The organism is Mesorhizobium sp. B263B2A, assembly GCF_020165775.1.
In the GTDB taxonomy this organism is placed as follows: Bacteria; Pseudomonadota; Alphaproteobacteria; order Rhizobiales; family Rhizobiaceae; genus Mesorhizobium; species Mesorhizobium opportunistum.
This window is the reverse complement of record NZ_JAIUIU010000004.1, coordinates 243,209-258,551: the sequence shown is the minus strand read 5'-3', so window position 1 is coordinate 258,551 and position 15,343 is coordinate 243,209. Positions and strand designations below refer to the sequence as shown.

The 15,343-nt window shown below is 61.7% G+C and carries 12 protein-coding genes and 1 tRNA gene; 4 read left to right on the top strand and 9 right to left on the bottom strand.

Annotated features, from left to right (window positions below):
* Window positions 1-184: 184 nt before the first annotated feature.
* The 3 genes from LB568_RS10480 (at window position 185) to LB568_RS10470 (ending at window position 2,914) form a co-directional block, all read left to right on the top strand.
* Window positions 185-1,348 carry a M20 aminoacylase family protein gene (locus tag LB568_RS10480; protein WP_224730058.1) on the top strand — a complete coding sequence of 388 codons (1,164 nt, stop codon included), beginning with the start codon at window positions 185-187 and terminating at the stop codon, window positions 1,346-1,348.
* A gap of 118 nt (window positions 1,349-1,466) precedes the next feature.
* A tRNA-Arg gene (locus LB568_RS10475) sits at window positions 1,467-1,543 on the top strand.
* Window positions 1,544-1,840: 297 nt separating this feature from the next.
* Window positions 1,841-2,914 (top strand): ABC transporter ATP-binding protein, encoded by a 1,074-nt coding sequence (locus tag LB568_RS10470; protein WP_224730057.1) that lies wholly within the window; start codon window positions 1,841-1,843, stop codon window positions 2,912-2,914.
* 64 nt (window positions 2,915-2,978) lie between these two features.
* On the opposite strand, the gene LB568_RS10465 is transcribed toward LB568_RS10470, so the two are convergent.
* The 5 genes from LB568_RS10465 to LB568_RS10445 form a co-directional block, all read right to left on the bottom strand.
* Complete coding sequence (locus tag LB568_RS10465) at window positions 2,979-3,821, bottom strand: carbohydrate ABC transporter permease (RefSeq protein ID WP_013892757.1); 843 nt, start codon at window positions 3,819-3,821, stop codon at window positions 2,979-2,981.
* The gene (locus tag LB568_RS10460; RefSeq protein ID WP_013892756.1) at window positions 3,818-4,702 is read right to left on the bottom strand and encodes a carbohydrate ABC transporter permease; all 885 of its coding nucleotides are present in this window, start codon (window positions 4,700-4,702) and stop codon (window positions 3,818-3,820) included. Before LB568_RS10460 ends, LB568_RS10465 begins: the two co-directional genes overlap by 4 nt.
* Window positions 4,703-4,762: 60 nt before the next feature.
* Window positions 4,763-6,037 (bottom strand): extracellular solute-binding protein, encoded by a 1,275-nt coding sequence (locus tag LB568_RS10455; protein ID WP_224730056.1) that lies wholly within the window; start codon window positions 6,035-6,037, stop codon window positions 4,763-4,765.
* 114 nt (window positions 6,038-6,151) lie between these two features.
* On the bottom strand, window positions 6,152-7,657 hold the full coding sequence (locus LB568_RS10450; protein ID WP_140573242.1) for an alpha-N-arabinofuranosidase: 1,506 nt from the start codon (window positions 7,655-7,657) through the stop codon (window positions 6,152-6,154).
* A 101-nt stretch (window positions 7,658-7,758) separates the two neighbouring features.
* A complete protein-coding gene (locus LB568_RS10445; RefSeq protein ID WP_224730055.1) occupies window positions 7,759-8,685 on the bottom strand; it encodes an ArsR/SmtB family transcription factor in 927 nt (308 codons plus the stop codon).
* A 473-nt stretch (window positions 8,686-9,158) separates the two neighbouring features.
* On the opposite strand from LB568_RS10445, the gene LB568_RS10440 reads away from it, so the two are divergent.
* Window positions 9,159-11,174, top strand: coding sequence for a hypothetical protein (locus LB568_RS10440; protein ID WP_224730054.1), 2,016 nt, complete (start codon window positions 9,159-9,161; stop codon window positions 11,172-11,174).
* Window positions 11,175-12,245: 1,071 nt separating this feature from the next.
* Here the strand turns inward: LB568_RS10440 and LB568_RS10435 are convergent.
* The 4 genes from LB568_RS10435 to LB568_RS10420 all read right to left on the bottom strand — a co-directional run bounded on the left by LB568_RS10435 (window position 12,246) and on the right by LB568_RS10420 (window position 15,304).
* Window positions 12,246-12,710, bottom strand: coding sequence for a DUF2231 domain-containing protein (locus LB568_RS10435; RefSeq protein ID WP_140573244.1), 465 nt, complete (start codon window positions 12,708-12,710; stop codon window positions 12,246-12,248).
* Between the two features lie 209 nt (window positions 12,711-12,919).
* Window positions 12,920-13,273: a cupin domain-containing protein gene (locus LB568_RS10430; protein ID WP_023763827.1), complete on the bottom strand. Its 354-nt coding sequence runs from the start codon at window positions 13,271-13,273 to the stop codon at window positions 12,920-12,922.
* A gap of 129 nt (window positions 13,274-13,402) precedes the next feature.
* Complete coding sequence (locus tag LB568_RS10425; protein WP_224730053.1) at window positions 13,403-14,296, bottom strand: sugar phosphate isomerase/epimerase family protein; 894 nt, start codon at window positions 14,294-14,296, stop codon at window positions 13,403-13,405.
* A gap of 69 nt (window positions 14,297-14,365) precedes the next feature.
* Window positions 14,366-15,304 (bottom strand): ABC transporter substrate-binding protein, encoded by a 939-nt coding sequence (locus LB568_RS10420; RefSeq protein ID WP_013892746.1) that lies wholly within the window; start codon window positions 15,302-15,304, stop codon window positions 14,366-14,368.
* Window positions 15,305-15,343 lie beyond the last annotated feature (39 nt).

Genomic DNA, 15,343 nt, shown 5'->3' with positions numbered 1-15,343 from the left:
CGCCCCTGGCTCCGTAAGATTTCGTTACGTGACCGGCAGCATAACGAGTCCGCCCCTCAAAAACGGACCGCATCGTTGCGGTGCTATTTACCCTATGTGACGCCAACATGGCAAAAGTGCCTGACGATCACAATTGAAAGGCAGCGGGCCAGCCCGCCTGCTCCAACAGCGAGATGGAACCACCATGCCAATCCTGAACCGAGCCGCCGAGATGCAGGACGAAGTCGCCGGCTGGCGCCAACACCTGCACCAGACGCCAGAACTGAACTTCGACGTCTTCAAGACCGCCGCCTTCGTGACCGAGAAGCTGAAGGAGTTCGGCTGCGACGACGTGGTGACCGGGCTCGGCAAGACCGGCGTCGTTGGCATCATCCGTGGCCGCCAGGGCGACGGCGCCACCATCGGCCTGCGCGCCGACATGGATGCGCTGCCGCTCAACGAGATCACCGGCAAGCCTTACGCTTCGACCGTTCCCGGCAAGATGCACGCTTGCGGTCATGACGGCCACACCGCGATGCTTCTGGGCGCGGCGAAATATCTCGCCGAAACACGCAATTTCGCGGGCTCCGTGGCGGTGATCTTCCAGCCGGCCGAGGAAGGCGGCGGCGGCGGCAACGAGATGGTCAAGGACGGCATGATGGAGCGCTTCGACATCTCCAAGGTGTTCGGCATGCACAACATGCCGGGCCTGCCTGTCGGCCAGTTCGCGATCCGGCCGGGCCCGATCATGGCGGCGACGGCCGAATTCACCATCACCGTGAACGGCCGTGGCGGCCATGCGGCCATGCCGCACGGCACGATCGACCCGATCGTCATCACCAGCCAGCTGGTCAGCGCGCTGCAGACCATCGCTTCGCGCAGCACCGATCCGGTCGAGGCGGTGGTGGTGTCGGTGACCAAGTTCCATGCCGGCGATGCCTACAACATCATTCCGGAATCGGCCGAGATCGCCGGCACGGTGCGCACCTTGCGCAAGGAAATCGCCAAGAAGTCCGAAGAGCGCATCCGCACCATCTGCGAAGGGCTGGCGATCGCCTTCGGCGCCAAGATCGAGGTCGACTACCAGGCCAATTACCCGGTGACCTTCAACCACGCGGAAGAGACGGTGTTCGCCAGCGACATCGCGGCCAACGTCGCCGGCGACGCCCATGTCCACCGCGGCATCCAGCCGGTGATGGGCGGCGAGGACTTCTCCTACATGCTGGAAGCCCGCCCCGGCGCCTTCATCTTCATCGGCAATGGCGACACCGCCGGCCTCCACAACCCGGCCTATGATTTCAACGACGAGGCCATCCCGCACGGCATGAGCTACTGGGTGAAACTGGCCGAAACCGCGCTGGCCGCCTGAGGCGCGCGGTGACGAACGATGACAAGAGGCCGCCGAATTGTCTTCGGCCGGCCTCTTGAATTGCCTTCGGCCAGCCTCTTGGCGAAACGATCCGAAGCGGCTATGTGTCGGGCCGCGTGGTCCCGTAGCTCAGTAGGATAGAGCGGCAGATTCCTAATCTGTAGGTCACAGGTTCGATTCCTGTCGGGATCACCATGCATTTCAAGGATTTAGCGAGAAATCTGCCGCATTTTTCTGAGAAATTTTGAGAGACATAGTACGGCAAATTTCGCTGACTTTTATGATTTGGATGGACGCCGTCTTTTTCAAGAGAACAATCCGTCAGCCTGTGGGTCGTGTTTGGGGCCTGCAGATGGTCGGCTTTTGGCAAGGTAGCTTGGAAAGCAGCTGTTCCGGGGACCAGGGATAAGGGCGCTCATTGTGCCATAGCCCCCCACGTTCCTTGACATCGGGTATTTATCCGAAATTATGGAGGAAACAAGGATCGCAAGCATGACGGGAATCGCGCTGTCGGGCGTATCAAAGCACTTTGGCGCAGTCGAAGTGATCCGCCGCGTCAGCCTGGACATTGAACCAGGAGAGCTGGTCGTGTTTCTCGGTCCGTCCGGTTCTGGCAAGACGACGCTGTTGCGGATGATCGCCGGCCTCGAAAGCATTGACGAGGGCACGCTGACGATCGACGGGGTGCGCTCGGAGAACCTGGCGCCGGGCAGGCGCAACGTTGCGATGGTCTTCCAGAACTATGCGCTTTATCCACATATGACAGTCGCGGAGAACATGGCCTTTGGGCTGAGGAACATTCGTGTCGCGCCGGATGTCATACGCCAGCGGATCGCTGAGGCTGCGCGCATCCTGGAGATCGAAGCGCTGCTCAATCGGCGGCCGTCGCAGCTCTCCGGCGGGCAGCGCCAGCGCGTGGCCATCGGGCGGGCAATCGTCAAGGAGCCCAAGGCATTCCTGTTCGACGAGCCGCTCTCCAATCTGGACGCGGCGCTTCGGGCCCGTACGCGCGTCGAGCTTGCCGAGCTGCATCAACGTTTGAAGTCGACGATGATCTACGTCACCCACGACCAGGTGGAAGCGATGACCCTCGCCGACCGTATTGTGATCCTCAACGACTGCCGGATAGAGCAGATGGGAAGACCCGACGAGGTCTATGCACGTCCGGCATCGCGCTTCGTCGCGACCTTCGTCGGATCTCCGGCGATGAACATTCTGCCCGTTACGGTTTCGGGCTCAGGCGACAGGCTCAATGCGCGCTTGACGGATGGATCGATCGTCGAACTTCCTGGCGCGCCGTCCAACATGGATTGGCGCGAACTGGGAGTGCGGCCGGAATCGCTGACTGTCGTCTCCGACGGCGAAGATGCATCCGCCACGGCCACCGTTGTCGAGCGCCTTGGCGAGCGAACGCTCGTCTATGCGCGGCTCGCCGATGGGACGCAGGTTACGGCACAAGATCGCGGGGTCTCGAGCGTCAAGCCGGGCGACACCGTTCGGCTGAAGTTCGACATCTCCGCCCTGCATCTCTTCGCCGCGGACGGATCGACCTGGCACGCACGCTGACCCGGCCCGAATCCGCCGAGCAGGGTCATGCCCTCTGGCATTGCGGTTCGCTTGCGGGCCGAGGCTACCCCTTGATACCTGCCGAGAGCGTTATCGCTTCGGTTACCCGGCGCTGGAAGAAGAGGTAGGCCAGTGCCACCGGTAGGCCGGCCAGCACAGCTGCCGACAGCTGGCGCGCGTAGTAGACGCCGAAGGCGTCATTGACCTGCGTGATGCCGACGGTGATCGTCATCATCTCGGTGCGGGTCACAGAGAGGAACGGCCACAAAAACGCGTTCCACGTCCAGATGAAACAGACGATCGACAGCGCCGTCGTTACCCCCCAGTTCATGGGCACGTAGATTTTGAACAGGATCCCGAATTCAGACGCATTGTCCATGACCGCGGCCTCGCGGAAGTCCTTCGGGACCTGATCGAAGAACTGCTTGTACACGATGATGATGACGGGGTGGATAAGCTGCGGCAACATGATTCCGGCCCAGGTGTTGAGCAGGCCAAGGTTGGCGACCAGCACGAAATGATTGATGATCAGCGCCGAAATTGGGACCATGAAGGAGGCGAGTATCAACCACCATAGCGCGATCCGCCCCGGGAACCGCAACTGCGAGATCGCGTAGCCGCACAGCATCGAGATGAAGATGGTGATGGCCGTTACGCCGACCGCGACCGCCACCGAATTGACGTACCAGGTGCCGATCTGCGTGGTGGTCAGGGCGTCAATATAGTTCTCCAGCGTCGGCGTCTCGGGCCAGAGTTCGATGTAGGGCCGGACGACTTCGTCGTCCGGTTTGAGCGATGAGATCACGCCCCAATAGAGCGGGAATGCCCATAGGATGGCCCAGACGAGCGTCGTTGCCGTGATTACCCCGCCCCAAAAATTCCAGCGCCGCGCAGCCATGGCGTTCATCGGCGCCGCCTTTCGGCGAACCGGAGCAGCTGGAATTGCAGGACCGAGACGACGACCACAAGCACGAAGAGGGTGACGGCGACAGCCGCCGCCCTGCCTCCCTGGTTCTGCTGGAAAGCCTTCTGGAAGACGTAGTAGACGAGCACCATATTGTCGTTCGGCCGGCCGCCGATCGAGAACAGATAGACCTGATCGAAGATCTTGAGCTGCAGGATGAGCTGGATGGTCAATACCAGCGAGGTGATCGGCCAAAGCAGTGGCCAGGTGATACGCCGAAACGTGGTCCATCGCGTCGAGTTGTCGAGCGCGGCGGCTTCGTAGATCTCCGCTGGTATGGACCGCAGTCCGGCGAGGAAGAGGAGGATCGAGAAGCCCGCGGTCCACCAGATCGTCACCCCGGCCACCGCCGGCAAGAACCAGGCGCGCGACTTAAAGACCGGTACTCGCGCGATTCCCAGCCAGTCCAGCACATGCATCGCGATCCCGAACTGGAAATTCAATGTCCAGTCCCAGATCAGATAGACCACGGATACCGGTAGGATGTAGGGCAGGAAGAACAACGCCAGCACACCCGCCTGGAACCGGCCCTTGAGGCGTGACACGCCAAGCGCGATCAAAAGGGCGACGAGTGTTCCCGGGACGACCGTCATCAGCACGAAGTAAGCAGTGTTCCAGACCGCGCGCCGGAACATCGGGTCATTGTCGAGCCGCAGGTAGTTGTCGAGACCAACCCACTGACCCGCACCGATCAGCGGCGCATCGGTGAAGGAGATGCGGAACATCTGAACCGTCGGATAGACGAACGCCAGCAAGTAGATCGCCAGGAAGGGAGCGACCAGCACCAGCGCGACAAGACGTTCAGTGCGGGAGTTGCGAAGCATGGCTCTTCCTCAAACATGGCTGGGACCAACCTGGGCAGGGCGGTCCCAGCCTTTGAGACCCTACATGCTGTTCAGCTCTTCCTTGATGGATTTCACCGCCTCGCCCGGGTCCATCTCTCCGTTGAGGGTTGGCACGAAATAATTGGACATGATGTCGAAGATCGGCCCGGCGACGCCAGCTTTGGTCGACTTCGGATCGAAGATCATATTGGCCGTCAGCGTCGAGTAGGTCGCATTTGGCTCCATTGCCTTGTATTCCGCCGTCTCGGTGACTGGCTTGTATGCCGGGATGTGGCCTGCCGTGGCCCAGAACAGCGAGTGCTTGTCCATCCATGAGATCACCTCGAGAACGGCGGCACGCTTTTCCGGGCTGATCTCCTTGCCCTTGTTCTTCGGGATCGCGAACGAGTGGCTGTCCGCGTAGGTGCATGGCTTGTCGAAGATCACCGGGATCTCGACGGCGCCCCAGTCGAACAGCTTGCCTTGCTTGGCGAGGTCGGTCATCGTGGGAACTTCCCAGACGCCGTTGATCATCATGGCGGCCTTGCCCGAGGTGAACAGGGCAACGGTTGCCGGATAGTCCGTATAGGTCGACTGCAGCCCAGCCTTCGTCCACCCTTGCAGAACCGCTAACGCTTTCGCCAGCTTTTCAGCATTGTCGCCAGCGAGGAACTCCTTGCCCGTCAGAAGCTCGCCGCCTTGCTGGCACACCAGCGAATAAATGGTGCGGTACATGAAGTTGCCATCGGCGGTGACGCTGCCCAACGGGAACTCGACGCCGGCATCCTTCAACTTCTGTAATGTCGCGGTGAATTCCTCTTTGTTGCTCATGCCCACCGGACGGCCGTCGTCGCCGAGCACGCCTGCCTTCTTCAAGAGGACGCGATTGTAGTACAGGACAATTGGATGGGTATCGAGCGGCACTGCGTATTGCTTGCCGTCGACCGTCACGGCGTCCATCGTCGTCTGGGCGAAGTCCGAGGCCGAGAGGCTCATCTTGCTCATGTCCTCGGCGGTGATTTCTTCGAGAATCTCCTGGCTCACCGCCAAGGGGATGCGGCTGGCGTGATAGGTCATGACGTCTGGCGCCTCACCGACCGCGGCCGAGGTCTGCACCTTCGCGTAGAAGGGCGTGCCCCACTCCAGCGTCGTGGCGTCGATCTTGATCTTTCCGGCGTGGGCGGTGTTGAAGTCGGTGATCATCTGCTTCATGCGCACACCGTCACCCCCGCCGAGGAAATCCCACCATATGACGGTTTCTTCGGCCTGGGCCGCGACGGCCCAAAATCCTCCGGCCGCAACCACCGCTATGGCCATCATCCTGCGAAAGTTCATCTCAGCTTCCTCCCGAGTACGGCGGTTAGATCCGCCTTGAACATTTCAATGCTACACCAAACCAAACCGCCTGCAACGGATTTTGCGGTATATATCCGGTAGTCGGATATCTTCTCAGAGTGTCAGACGCACCATCGAGTAGGAGTGCGGCGGCAACTTCAGCATCATTCCCTTGCTGCTGAGCGCTGCCCCGTTGCCTTTGGCCGGTGCTACATTGTCCGGCTCGTCCTTCGTGTTGCAGGCCTCGAGATCGTCATGACGGATGATCGTATGCTCGATGGACTTGGCGGCGAACCGCTCGAGGGCGACGTCGGCCTCTATCGTCTCGGACCCATGCCGGTTGATTGCGAAGAAGGTCAGCGTGCCGGCGTTCGAATCGTGCACGCCTGCAATGTCGAGCCATGGCACCTTGTCGGCCGCGGCCGCGTCATAGGTGGGCACCTCGACCGCGAGCTGCAGCGCGGTGCCGCGGCCGTGCTTGGAGGCCAGCATGAAAGGCCAGTAGATCGTCTGCCGCCAGGCGCCGCCGCCGGGCTCGGTCATGATCGGCGCGATAACGTTCACCAGCTGCGCAATGCAGGCGATACGAACAATATCCGATCGGCGGATGAAGGTATTGATGATGCAGCCGACCTGGAGCACGTCCTCGAAATTGTAGATGTCTTCCAAAAGCCTGGGCGCTTCCGGCCAGTCCCAGGCGCGCATACGCTCGGCGTCTCGCTTGCGCTGATGGTACCAGACGTTCCACTCGTCGAAGGAGATCTTCACGTCCCGCTTCGAGCGGGTCTTGGCCTTCACGTAGTCGATGATGCCCGCGACCGTGCCAATGTAGCGGTCGAGCTTGGCTGGGAGAGCGAGATATTCGGCCGTATTCTTCTCGTAATTCTCGAAATACATGTGGAGAGAGATGTAGTCGACCTGCTCGTAAGTCGCCTCCAACACGGTTGCTTCCCATTGGGGATAAGTCGGCATATTGGAATGCGACGAGCCGCAGACGACCAGTTCAACCGTGGGGTCGAGGCCGCGCAGCGCCTTGGCGGTCTCGTTTGCGAGATGGCCGTATTCGCTCGCCGACTTGTGGCCGACCTGCCAGGGACCGTCCATTTCGTTGCCGAGGCACCAGAGGCGGCAGTTCCAGGGCTGCGTGCGTCCGTTCTTGGCCCTGAGGTCGGACCAGTAGCTGCCGCCCGGGTGGTTGACGTATTCAACGAAGGCCCGCGCCTCGTCGAGGCCGCGGGAACCGAGATTGACCGCAAGCATCATCTCGGTGCCGGCTTTTTCGGCCCAGTCGGCGAATTCGTGGATTCCAACTAGGTTCGGCTCCGTGGTGCGCCACGCAAGATCGAGCCGCCGCGGGCGGTTCTCCTTGGGGCCTATGCCGTCTTCCCAATTGTAGGCGGACACGAAGTTGCCACCCGGGTAACGGCAGATCGGAGTGTCGAGCGCACGCACCAACTCGATCACGTCCTTGCGCATCCCCTCTGCGTCCGCTTGCGGATGTCCGGGCTCGTAGATGCCCGTATAGACCGCCCGGCCAAGATGCTCGAGAAACGAGCCGTAAAGACGTTTGTCGATATCCGCGACGGCGTAGGCCGCGTTCGCCGTGACTCTGGCCTTCATGATCCCTCCCACTGCGGATTATCAATCCGATTTTCCGGTTTATATCCGGGGCGTGGGTCAGTTAAGGGCGGAGTTCGTCCGCCCGTCAAGGGTCTATGCTCTCAGGCCTTTAGCAGGCGCAGAACGATGTCGTTGCTGTAATTGCCGAAGCCGCTGCCGAAGATGTTTATGCCGCCGGGGTGACGTGCATCTTCTTTCACGCCGATTCGTATCCGGATCGAGCGGTGTCGCTCGAGTTCCAGATCAGCCAGCGAGCATCTGGAAACCTTGTCATTACCGCGATAGGTGCCGTTGTTCGTGACGCGCCAGTGGACGAGGTCGCCATACTGCGATCCGGCTAGTTTCCACCAGCCGGGAGTATGCTTGCCGCGCTTGTCGCCATAGTCGGCCGGCGCCGTCCAGGTATCGATCTCGTGTCCGTTGATCGCGACCGTGATGTCCGATGGCCAATCCTTCGATGTGCCCGGCACCTCGGACGAAAGCTCCATCGCCAGTTCCAACCCGCCGACTTTGGCATTGGCAAGCGTCGCGTTGTTGGGAAACTGGTATTCGACGAAGCCGCGCGTGAACCACAGCAGCCCGGCCCGCATACGGTCAGGATCGAGGAAGGTATTGGGCACATCGAGCAGCCCGATGACGCCGTCCCTTGAACACAGGCCGCAGGGAGCGGAGACTTCGCATCTCGTATAGAGTCCAAGCGGCATCGCCACTTCTATCACGCTGAGATCCTGCGCCGGAGTGCGGTCCTTGAAGACGACAACCAGTTCGGAGAAGGTCGAATAGCATACCTTCTGGCTTCCCTTGCGCGCCTTTTGTGATTTCGTCTCGATCAAACCGACATCGACAAGTACCTGGATGTTTGCCGAAATTGTCGATTGTGGAAGACCCAGTTCTTCAGCCACCTGATTGACGTTTTTCGGCCCCTTGCGGTGCAGCAGATCGAGAATTCGAACCCGGACCTCGCTCGCAAGGCTCTTCAACAAGTCGAGCCGCTCAAGCGGATCGACAACCATGATTTCATTCGACATATGGCCCGCGCTCGTCACACGGGTTACGTATCAGCAGATCAGATACAAATAAAGCCGGTGGCGGTTATAAATTGAACCGCCTGGAAGCTCTCGATCGAGATTTTCCAGCGTCAGCCGGTCTGGGCCTCGACATCTCCATTAACAGCGGAAGATGACGAACGGGAACTGGCGGCTCAGCAAGCTACGCTATTGCCGCCGGATACCTCTCACCCCACTCGATTGTTCAAACAGCATATGATGGTTGACCGTGGTGCGCTGTGACCTAGCTTAAAGTTCATGATGGACAGTCCAGAGCCGGGAAATGGCGAACCCTCGCAAGGCTGATATGCAGAGGTGCAAATCGGCATTTCAGGGCCCTGCATGCGTCCTTGGTCGACAATCTATCGGCATGCGACCGGCGCCCCGCCATCCGCAACAACTAGCATAGCGCCGGGAGGAGCCCAAGAAAGCGACACTTCGAGAGGGATAAGGCCTTGGTCAAGGCGAATGACCAGACATCGCTTTGCGAACTTGACAATACACCCCAGACCGCACGGGACACCCCAGACCGCACGGGCACGGCAATGCCAAATTATCTTGCCGAAATTCACGCGAACGACGTAAATCTGGCCATTCTGGGCGCAGTGGTGACGCTCGTGTCGGTGGGCGTCTTTTTTGTGCTCTGGCGTATCTTTGCCGCGGTGCGACGGCGCCGCCTTGCGCCGCCTGACGAAGGCAGATCCGGTCCCCCCGACGACGCTTCTTGGGAATGGGAAAGCCCGGCCGGCCTTGTCGCCGAGCCTGTTCCTTCCAAGGTCGCCAACCCCTTGGATACCGTCGACCTGGATGTTCGGGCACAAAATGCCAACTACTCTCGGTTCGGAGTGCGAATCGAGCATTTCGACATGACGTCCGAGCTTCGCGGGAGCTCGTCGGTGGTCGAGACCGGTGCTCCTGCACCGAACAAAGTTCGGCCTGGCCGGCTTGCAGCGTCCATCAGCACGATCAAGGAACGTGGGAAGCGGATTTGCGGGTCGGCATGGGATCAATTGCGCCATAAGGCTTCACCGCGAAAAATTGCTCCATTGGCCTATGCCGCGGATCCCGGTTTGAATTTCACGGCTCAGATGGGAGAACCCGACGGGGCCATGGCGCCTGCCTCAGCCCCTGTGGTTCGCAGGCCGATCGGTCTTGTACTCCGCTTGGGCCTCGCCGTCATTTGTCTGGCCGCGCCGATTGGTTATGCGACGACGAGACAAACCTGGGTCGAAAGCGCCCCCGCCATTTCGCAAGCCCAAAGCCAGACCAATCGAGACCTTTCGCACCCCTTGGAGCTTCCGGCGAATGTCGAATTGCTCGGCCCGGATCTCACGGCTAAACAGGCGCAAGCCGGGACAGATCGTGGTCAGGCAGCCGCTGCGAGACAATTGGCCGACCAGGAACACCGGGCGGCGGAAGGCGAGCGTGCCAGGAGCGCTGCCCTGCAGGGAGCACTCCTCGAGTCGAGCAAGCAGATCGACACGCTGAGGGCAAGCATGGCAGCCGCCAATGCACGCGAGGAGCGATTGCGCAACGAACTCGCGGCAGCCCGCACCCTTGACGCGTTGCGGCGCATTGCGGGAGATGCCCGCACGCTGGTCGGCGAGGCCACCAGCTATGTCTTCAAGGAGATGCCCGCTGCTCATCTCGAGCAGCAGCAAGCGCAGAGGCAGGCGCGCGATCTATCGCAAGCGCGGGCGCAAATTGAACAGCTTGAGACCGACGCCGCCAAGGATCGCGCCGCGGCCAGGGCTTCACTGGCGCAGGCGAGCGGCATGCTCGACGACGAGCGCCGGAGGTCGGAACAGCTTCGTGGCGATCTCGCCGAAGCGAAACTGGCCAATGCCGCACTCTCGAAGCGTGCGGATGCGGCTGAGCAGGAGCTGACCGGCGCGGTCAAGGCGAGACAACAAGTGGAGCAGACCGCAGCTGACGCGGAGCGGGCGCTGGCACGGGAACGCGCTGCAGCAGCATCGGCCGGTGAGGAGCTGAAACAGGCTCGCATCGAGCGCGAGGCGGCTGAACAGGAGCGCACCAGAGCAGTCTCAGCGAAAGAGCGTGCCGAGCAGACCACGACCGAGACGGCACAGGCTCTGGCACGGGAACGTGCTACAGCCGTCTTGAATCGTCAGGATCTCGACAAGGCTCGCATCGAACGCGCGGCCACCCAAGCTCTTTTGCTGCGTGTCGCCAAGCTGCAGGAGGCTCTGGACGAGCAACGCGAAGCCACTGTTTCTCTTGCCCGCGACTTGACCGCCGCGCGCGCGGACAATGACAGGCTCAGGACTGAGCGTCGCAGCGCGCAGATCGAGCCGCCTGCGAAGCCACGTTCTGCCCGCGCGGCAGCTACCGGCCAGGTGAAGGCCGTCAGCCAGAAGACTGGCAAGGTACGCAACCCTTCACGGGTGACACGGGTGCGTTCTATCACTCTTCCCTATTCGCTCTTGCCGACATACGCGACATCGCAGTGATTTCCGGCCGAGCGGTCCCTTCTGTGGCCATGATCTTTGAATGCCCGCACCCCTTCGCAGTACGCGCGAGGCCTGTTGCCATTTCGGGCAAAGGATGAATGCCACGCCCTATCGGCGAGGAATTCTGCGCGATGCGCTATGTCAGCCCGATCACGCTGCCTGTCGCATTCAATTCGCATTTGACCGGCGCCTGCCGCGTTTCCACGCTGCCCTGCCGTAGATAGTCGATGCTGACCTCAACGGGAGCCGAGATCGTATCCTGACTCAACTGACGTACGAGACCCGCGCTGCTGACGCGCACGCTGGTCGCGCCAAACCGGGCGGCTGCCGACTCGATGGCATCGTGGCAGGCCCGAACGACTTCATCCGGGACGCCCGGCAGCGGCTCGATTCGGCTGACCGTTGATAGAGTGTTGCTGTCGCTGGGAGGCTGGAGAGCAGCCGGGAGGTCGAGCGACTGTCCGCCTCTCGCGGACGCGACAGCGGTGGCAGTGGCCGCCCCAGGGGCCGTCGTCGTGCCGGTTGTGCTGGTCTCATCGTCCGCTGGCGAACCGGAGCCGCCGGGATTGTTGCTAGTCCCTTTCTGTGAGCTGCCGTTTTGGCCGCCAGCGCCATGCCCTCCGCCGCCACTATGGCCACCAGAGCCATGGCCGCCGCCCTGCCCCCCGCCGTGCTGACCGCCGGTTGCAGCTCCTGCGCAAACCACCGCGATCGAGCAAGCTATGACGAAATACGCACAAGCGAATCCACGCGATTGACGCAAGACGACCTCCATGGATGCGCAACCGTCCTTCCGCGGCGTGCAGTCAGAACGGCGCGAACCGCCGCTGCCCGAGCAACCTCGCGATTGCCGCGCCCCCGAAAGAACTAGGGGATGAATCCGGTGTATCAAGGATACTTAGCTGGTAGGGATCGATGAGATCGCTTGGCTGGCGAGTGCCATATCGCTGATGTCAAGGCCGCCTGGATAACGCCGCAGACGCCTTCACGACTCATTAGCCGAGTGGCCCGGCCGATGCCCCGGCGAAGGAAAATGCACAGATCAGCGATCACGCTTACCGCGGCTCAGGGTCAGCGCACCTCCTCCGAGCCATCGGCGACACCCACGCGGTGTCGGTAGACCATTTCCCAGCCCTTCCAACCTGTAAACAGGAGGATGAGAACCACGATCAACGACAGGATCACGCCGGTGGGCACCACCGCCGCCTCGCCGTGGGCGTATCGCGAGTACCAGTTGTAGAGTTCGATCAGGACGACGACCACATTGCCGCCAGCGTGGAGCCATGCATCACGCAAATTGCGGATCTGAACATCGCCCAAGACATCTGTCAGGCCGGCAAGCGCGGCCAAGGCGGCCATTATCAGGCCCGCCCCAAGCAGCCAAAGGCTAGCGGTGACCCATCCCGGATTGCCTGTTCGCCAAAAGATCAGGTCGCAAACGAAGGTGGCGACAAAAAAGGCGATCGGGAACGGAATAAGCATCGGGTGGATGGGATGGCCGGCAACACGTGCCGTGCTTTGTGGGTTGCGGCTCATGGTAGTGCCTCCAAAAGGCAGCGCGCACCCCTTCGCGGCCTGCAGTGCATTCCTGAAAGACAGCGTACGAGCAAACGCTGGCACCAGATGAATGTTCCACAAGCCGGACGGCAGAGCCCCGCAGAGGCACGAAAGGCGTTCGCTTGAGCATTCGCCCGCCATGGCGAACCATGGCGGGACTTTCATGCGGCCAGACGGGTCACCCCGCCTCAGGCAACCCTGACCACAAAATGCTTGGTCACTGGCTCGATGATCTTCCAGGTGCCCTTGAAATCGGCTTCCACCACGAAGGCGTCGCCGGGACCCACTTCGACCGGCGTGCCGCCGTCGGGGGTGATGATGATGCGGCCGGCAATCATGTGCACGAACTCATAGTCGGTATAAGTCGCGTGATAGGTGCCGGGCGTCGCCCGCCACGTGCCCGACATCACCTTGCCGTCCTCGGTCGTGTGTTGGACGGCGGTCTGCATGGTCGGCCTGCCCTCGACCACGATCCAGCCGGCGAGATCGCCGGCCTCCGCGTGTTCGACCGGGCCGAATTTGAAGATCGTCTGGTCTGTCATGTCAGGGCTCCGTCTGGTCAATTGTGCTGGCGTGATCTGCCTGGACGGTGGGATATCCGATGCACCCGCAACGGGCAATGCCGGCGCCGCCAGCGCCTGACATCCGGACAGTCGCCTCGACGAACGAAACTATGGCTTGTGCCTGGCCGAGACGAGTTCCGCCTTGCGCCGCGCCGTCTCCAGTCCAAGGCCGATGAAGGCGCGCGCGTGCTTGGCGAGCGCCATGTTGTCCGTCCACAGATTGCGCCAGATGGCGGTCTTCTTCGACAGGTTCTCGTCGACGATCTCCGAGGAGAAGGATTCGAAGCTGAGATCGTCGGCATAGCCGATGGCCGTGAGCGCATCGAAGATCGCCGCGAAGTCGATATTGCCGGTGCCGAGGAAGCCGCGATGGCTTTCGCCGATATGGACATAGCCGATCTTGGCTGCCGCGTGGCGGATGGCGAGCCCGACATCGGCCTCCTCGATGTTCATGTGGAACGTGTCGAGATGCAGGAAGATGTTGTCCGAGCTGGTGTCTTCGATGAAGGCGAGCCCCTGCGCGGCGGTGTTGAGGAGGTTGCTTTCGAAGCGGTTGACGATTTCGAGATTGAGCGTGACCCCGGCCGCCTTGGCCGTCTCGGCAACCTTGGCCAGCGCCGCCGCGCTGCGGTTCCATTGATCGCGCGTCGGCGCCTCGACCTGCAAGCCGTGGCTGGTCGACAGGATGCCGGCGACCTTGCGGCCGCCAAGGTCGCGCGTCAGCGCGATGGTTTGGTTCAGGATTTCGACGCCACGCGCCGCGACCGCCTTGTCGGCGCTCGATATGTCGCCGTCGGCGGGCAGTCCGATGCTGATCGTCACCCCGAGCCCGAGATCGGCGATGCGCTTGGCAAGCCCGCCAATGTCGACATCGGCCGGGTCGAGATAGGAGAATTCGATCAGATCGAAGCCGGCCTCCCTGGTGTTGGCCAGCGTGCGTTCGAGCTCGCCTTGCGCCGAGCTTGCCGACCAGACGAAAGAATGGATTCCGATGCGCGACATGATCGTCTCCGGATTGCGGCGAAAAGGATGGGCGCGGCCGGGATCAACCGGCCGCGCCTGTTGAAGTGATCAGCGGGCCGCGGTCCAGCCCTTGTAGTCCTTGAGGTTCTCGGCGGTGATCAGCTTGGGATCGAGCAGCACGGTGGCCTCCGCAGGCTTCTTGCCGGCCAGCAGCTCGGCTGCCATGGTCAGCGACTGGCCGGCCATCACATAGGGATCCTGCGAGGCTGAGGCCTTGATCATCGACTTGCCGGAAGCGAGCTCCTTTTCGATATCGGGCGCGCCGTCGACCGCGGTGATGATGAATTCCGAACGGTTGAGCTGCTTGGCGGCAAGCTGCGCGCCGATCGCCGTCGGATCGTTGATGGCGAACACCGCGTCGATCTTGTCGAAGCGGGTGAGCAGCGACTGGAATACCTTCAGGCCGCCGTCGCGCGAGCCTTCGGCATTCTGGTCGTCGGAGAGGATCTTGATGTCGGGATGCTGCGAAAGCACGTTCTTGCAGCCCTTCACCCGCTCCAGGATCGACGAAGACGCCGGGCCGTTGAGGATGACGTAGTCGCCCTTGCCGCCGGTGTTGTCGACCAGGTACTGGCAGGCCTCCTCGCCGGCCTTGACGTTGTTGGTCATCACGGTGACATCCGCGCCCGGCGCCGAAACATCGAACGCGGCAACGATGATGCCGGCGGCCTGCGCCTTCTTCACCGCCGGTGCGATCGCCTTGGCGTCGACGGCATTGAGCATGATCACGTCGACGCCGGCGGCGATGAAGGAATCGACCTGCGAAACCTGCTTGTTGAGGTCGTAGTCGGCCGATACCGACGTCACCTCGACCTTCGGGTTGATCTTCTTGGCAGCGTCCTCGATGCCCTTGATGGTGGCGACGAAGAAGGGGTTGCCGAGCAGGCCGACCGAGATGCCGACCTTGTTGAGGTCCTTGGCCGATGCCGGCGCGATGGCGACGGCCGCGAATGCGGCGCCGCAGAGCAGTTTGGCGATGGTCTTCATTACGCTTACTTCCTCCGATTGCCCGCGCCTCTCACGGTG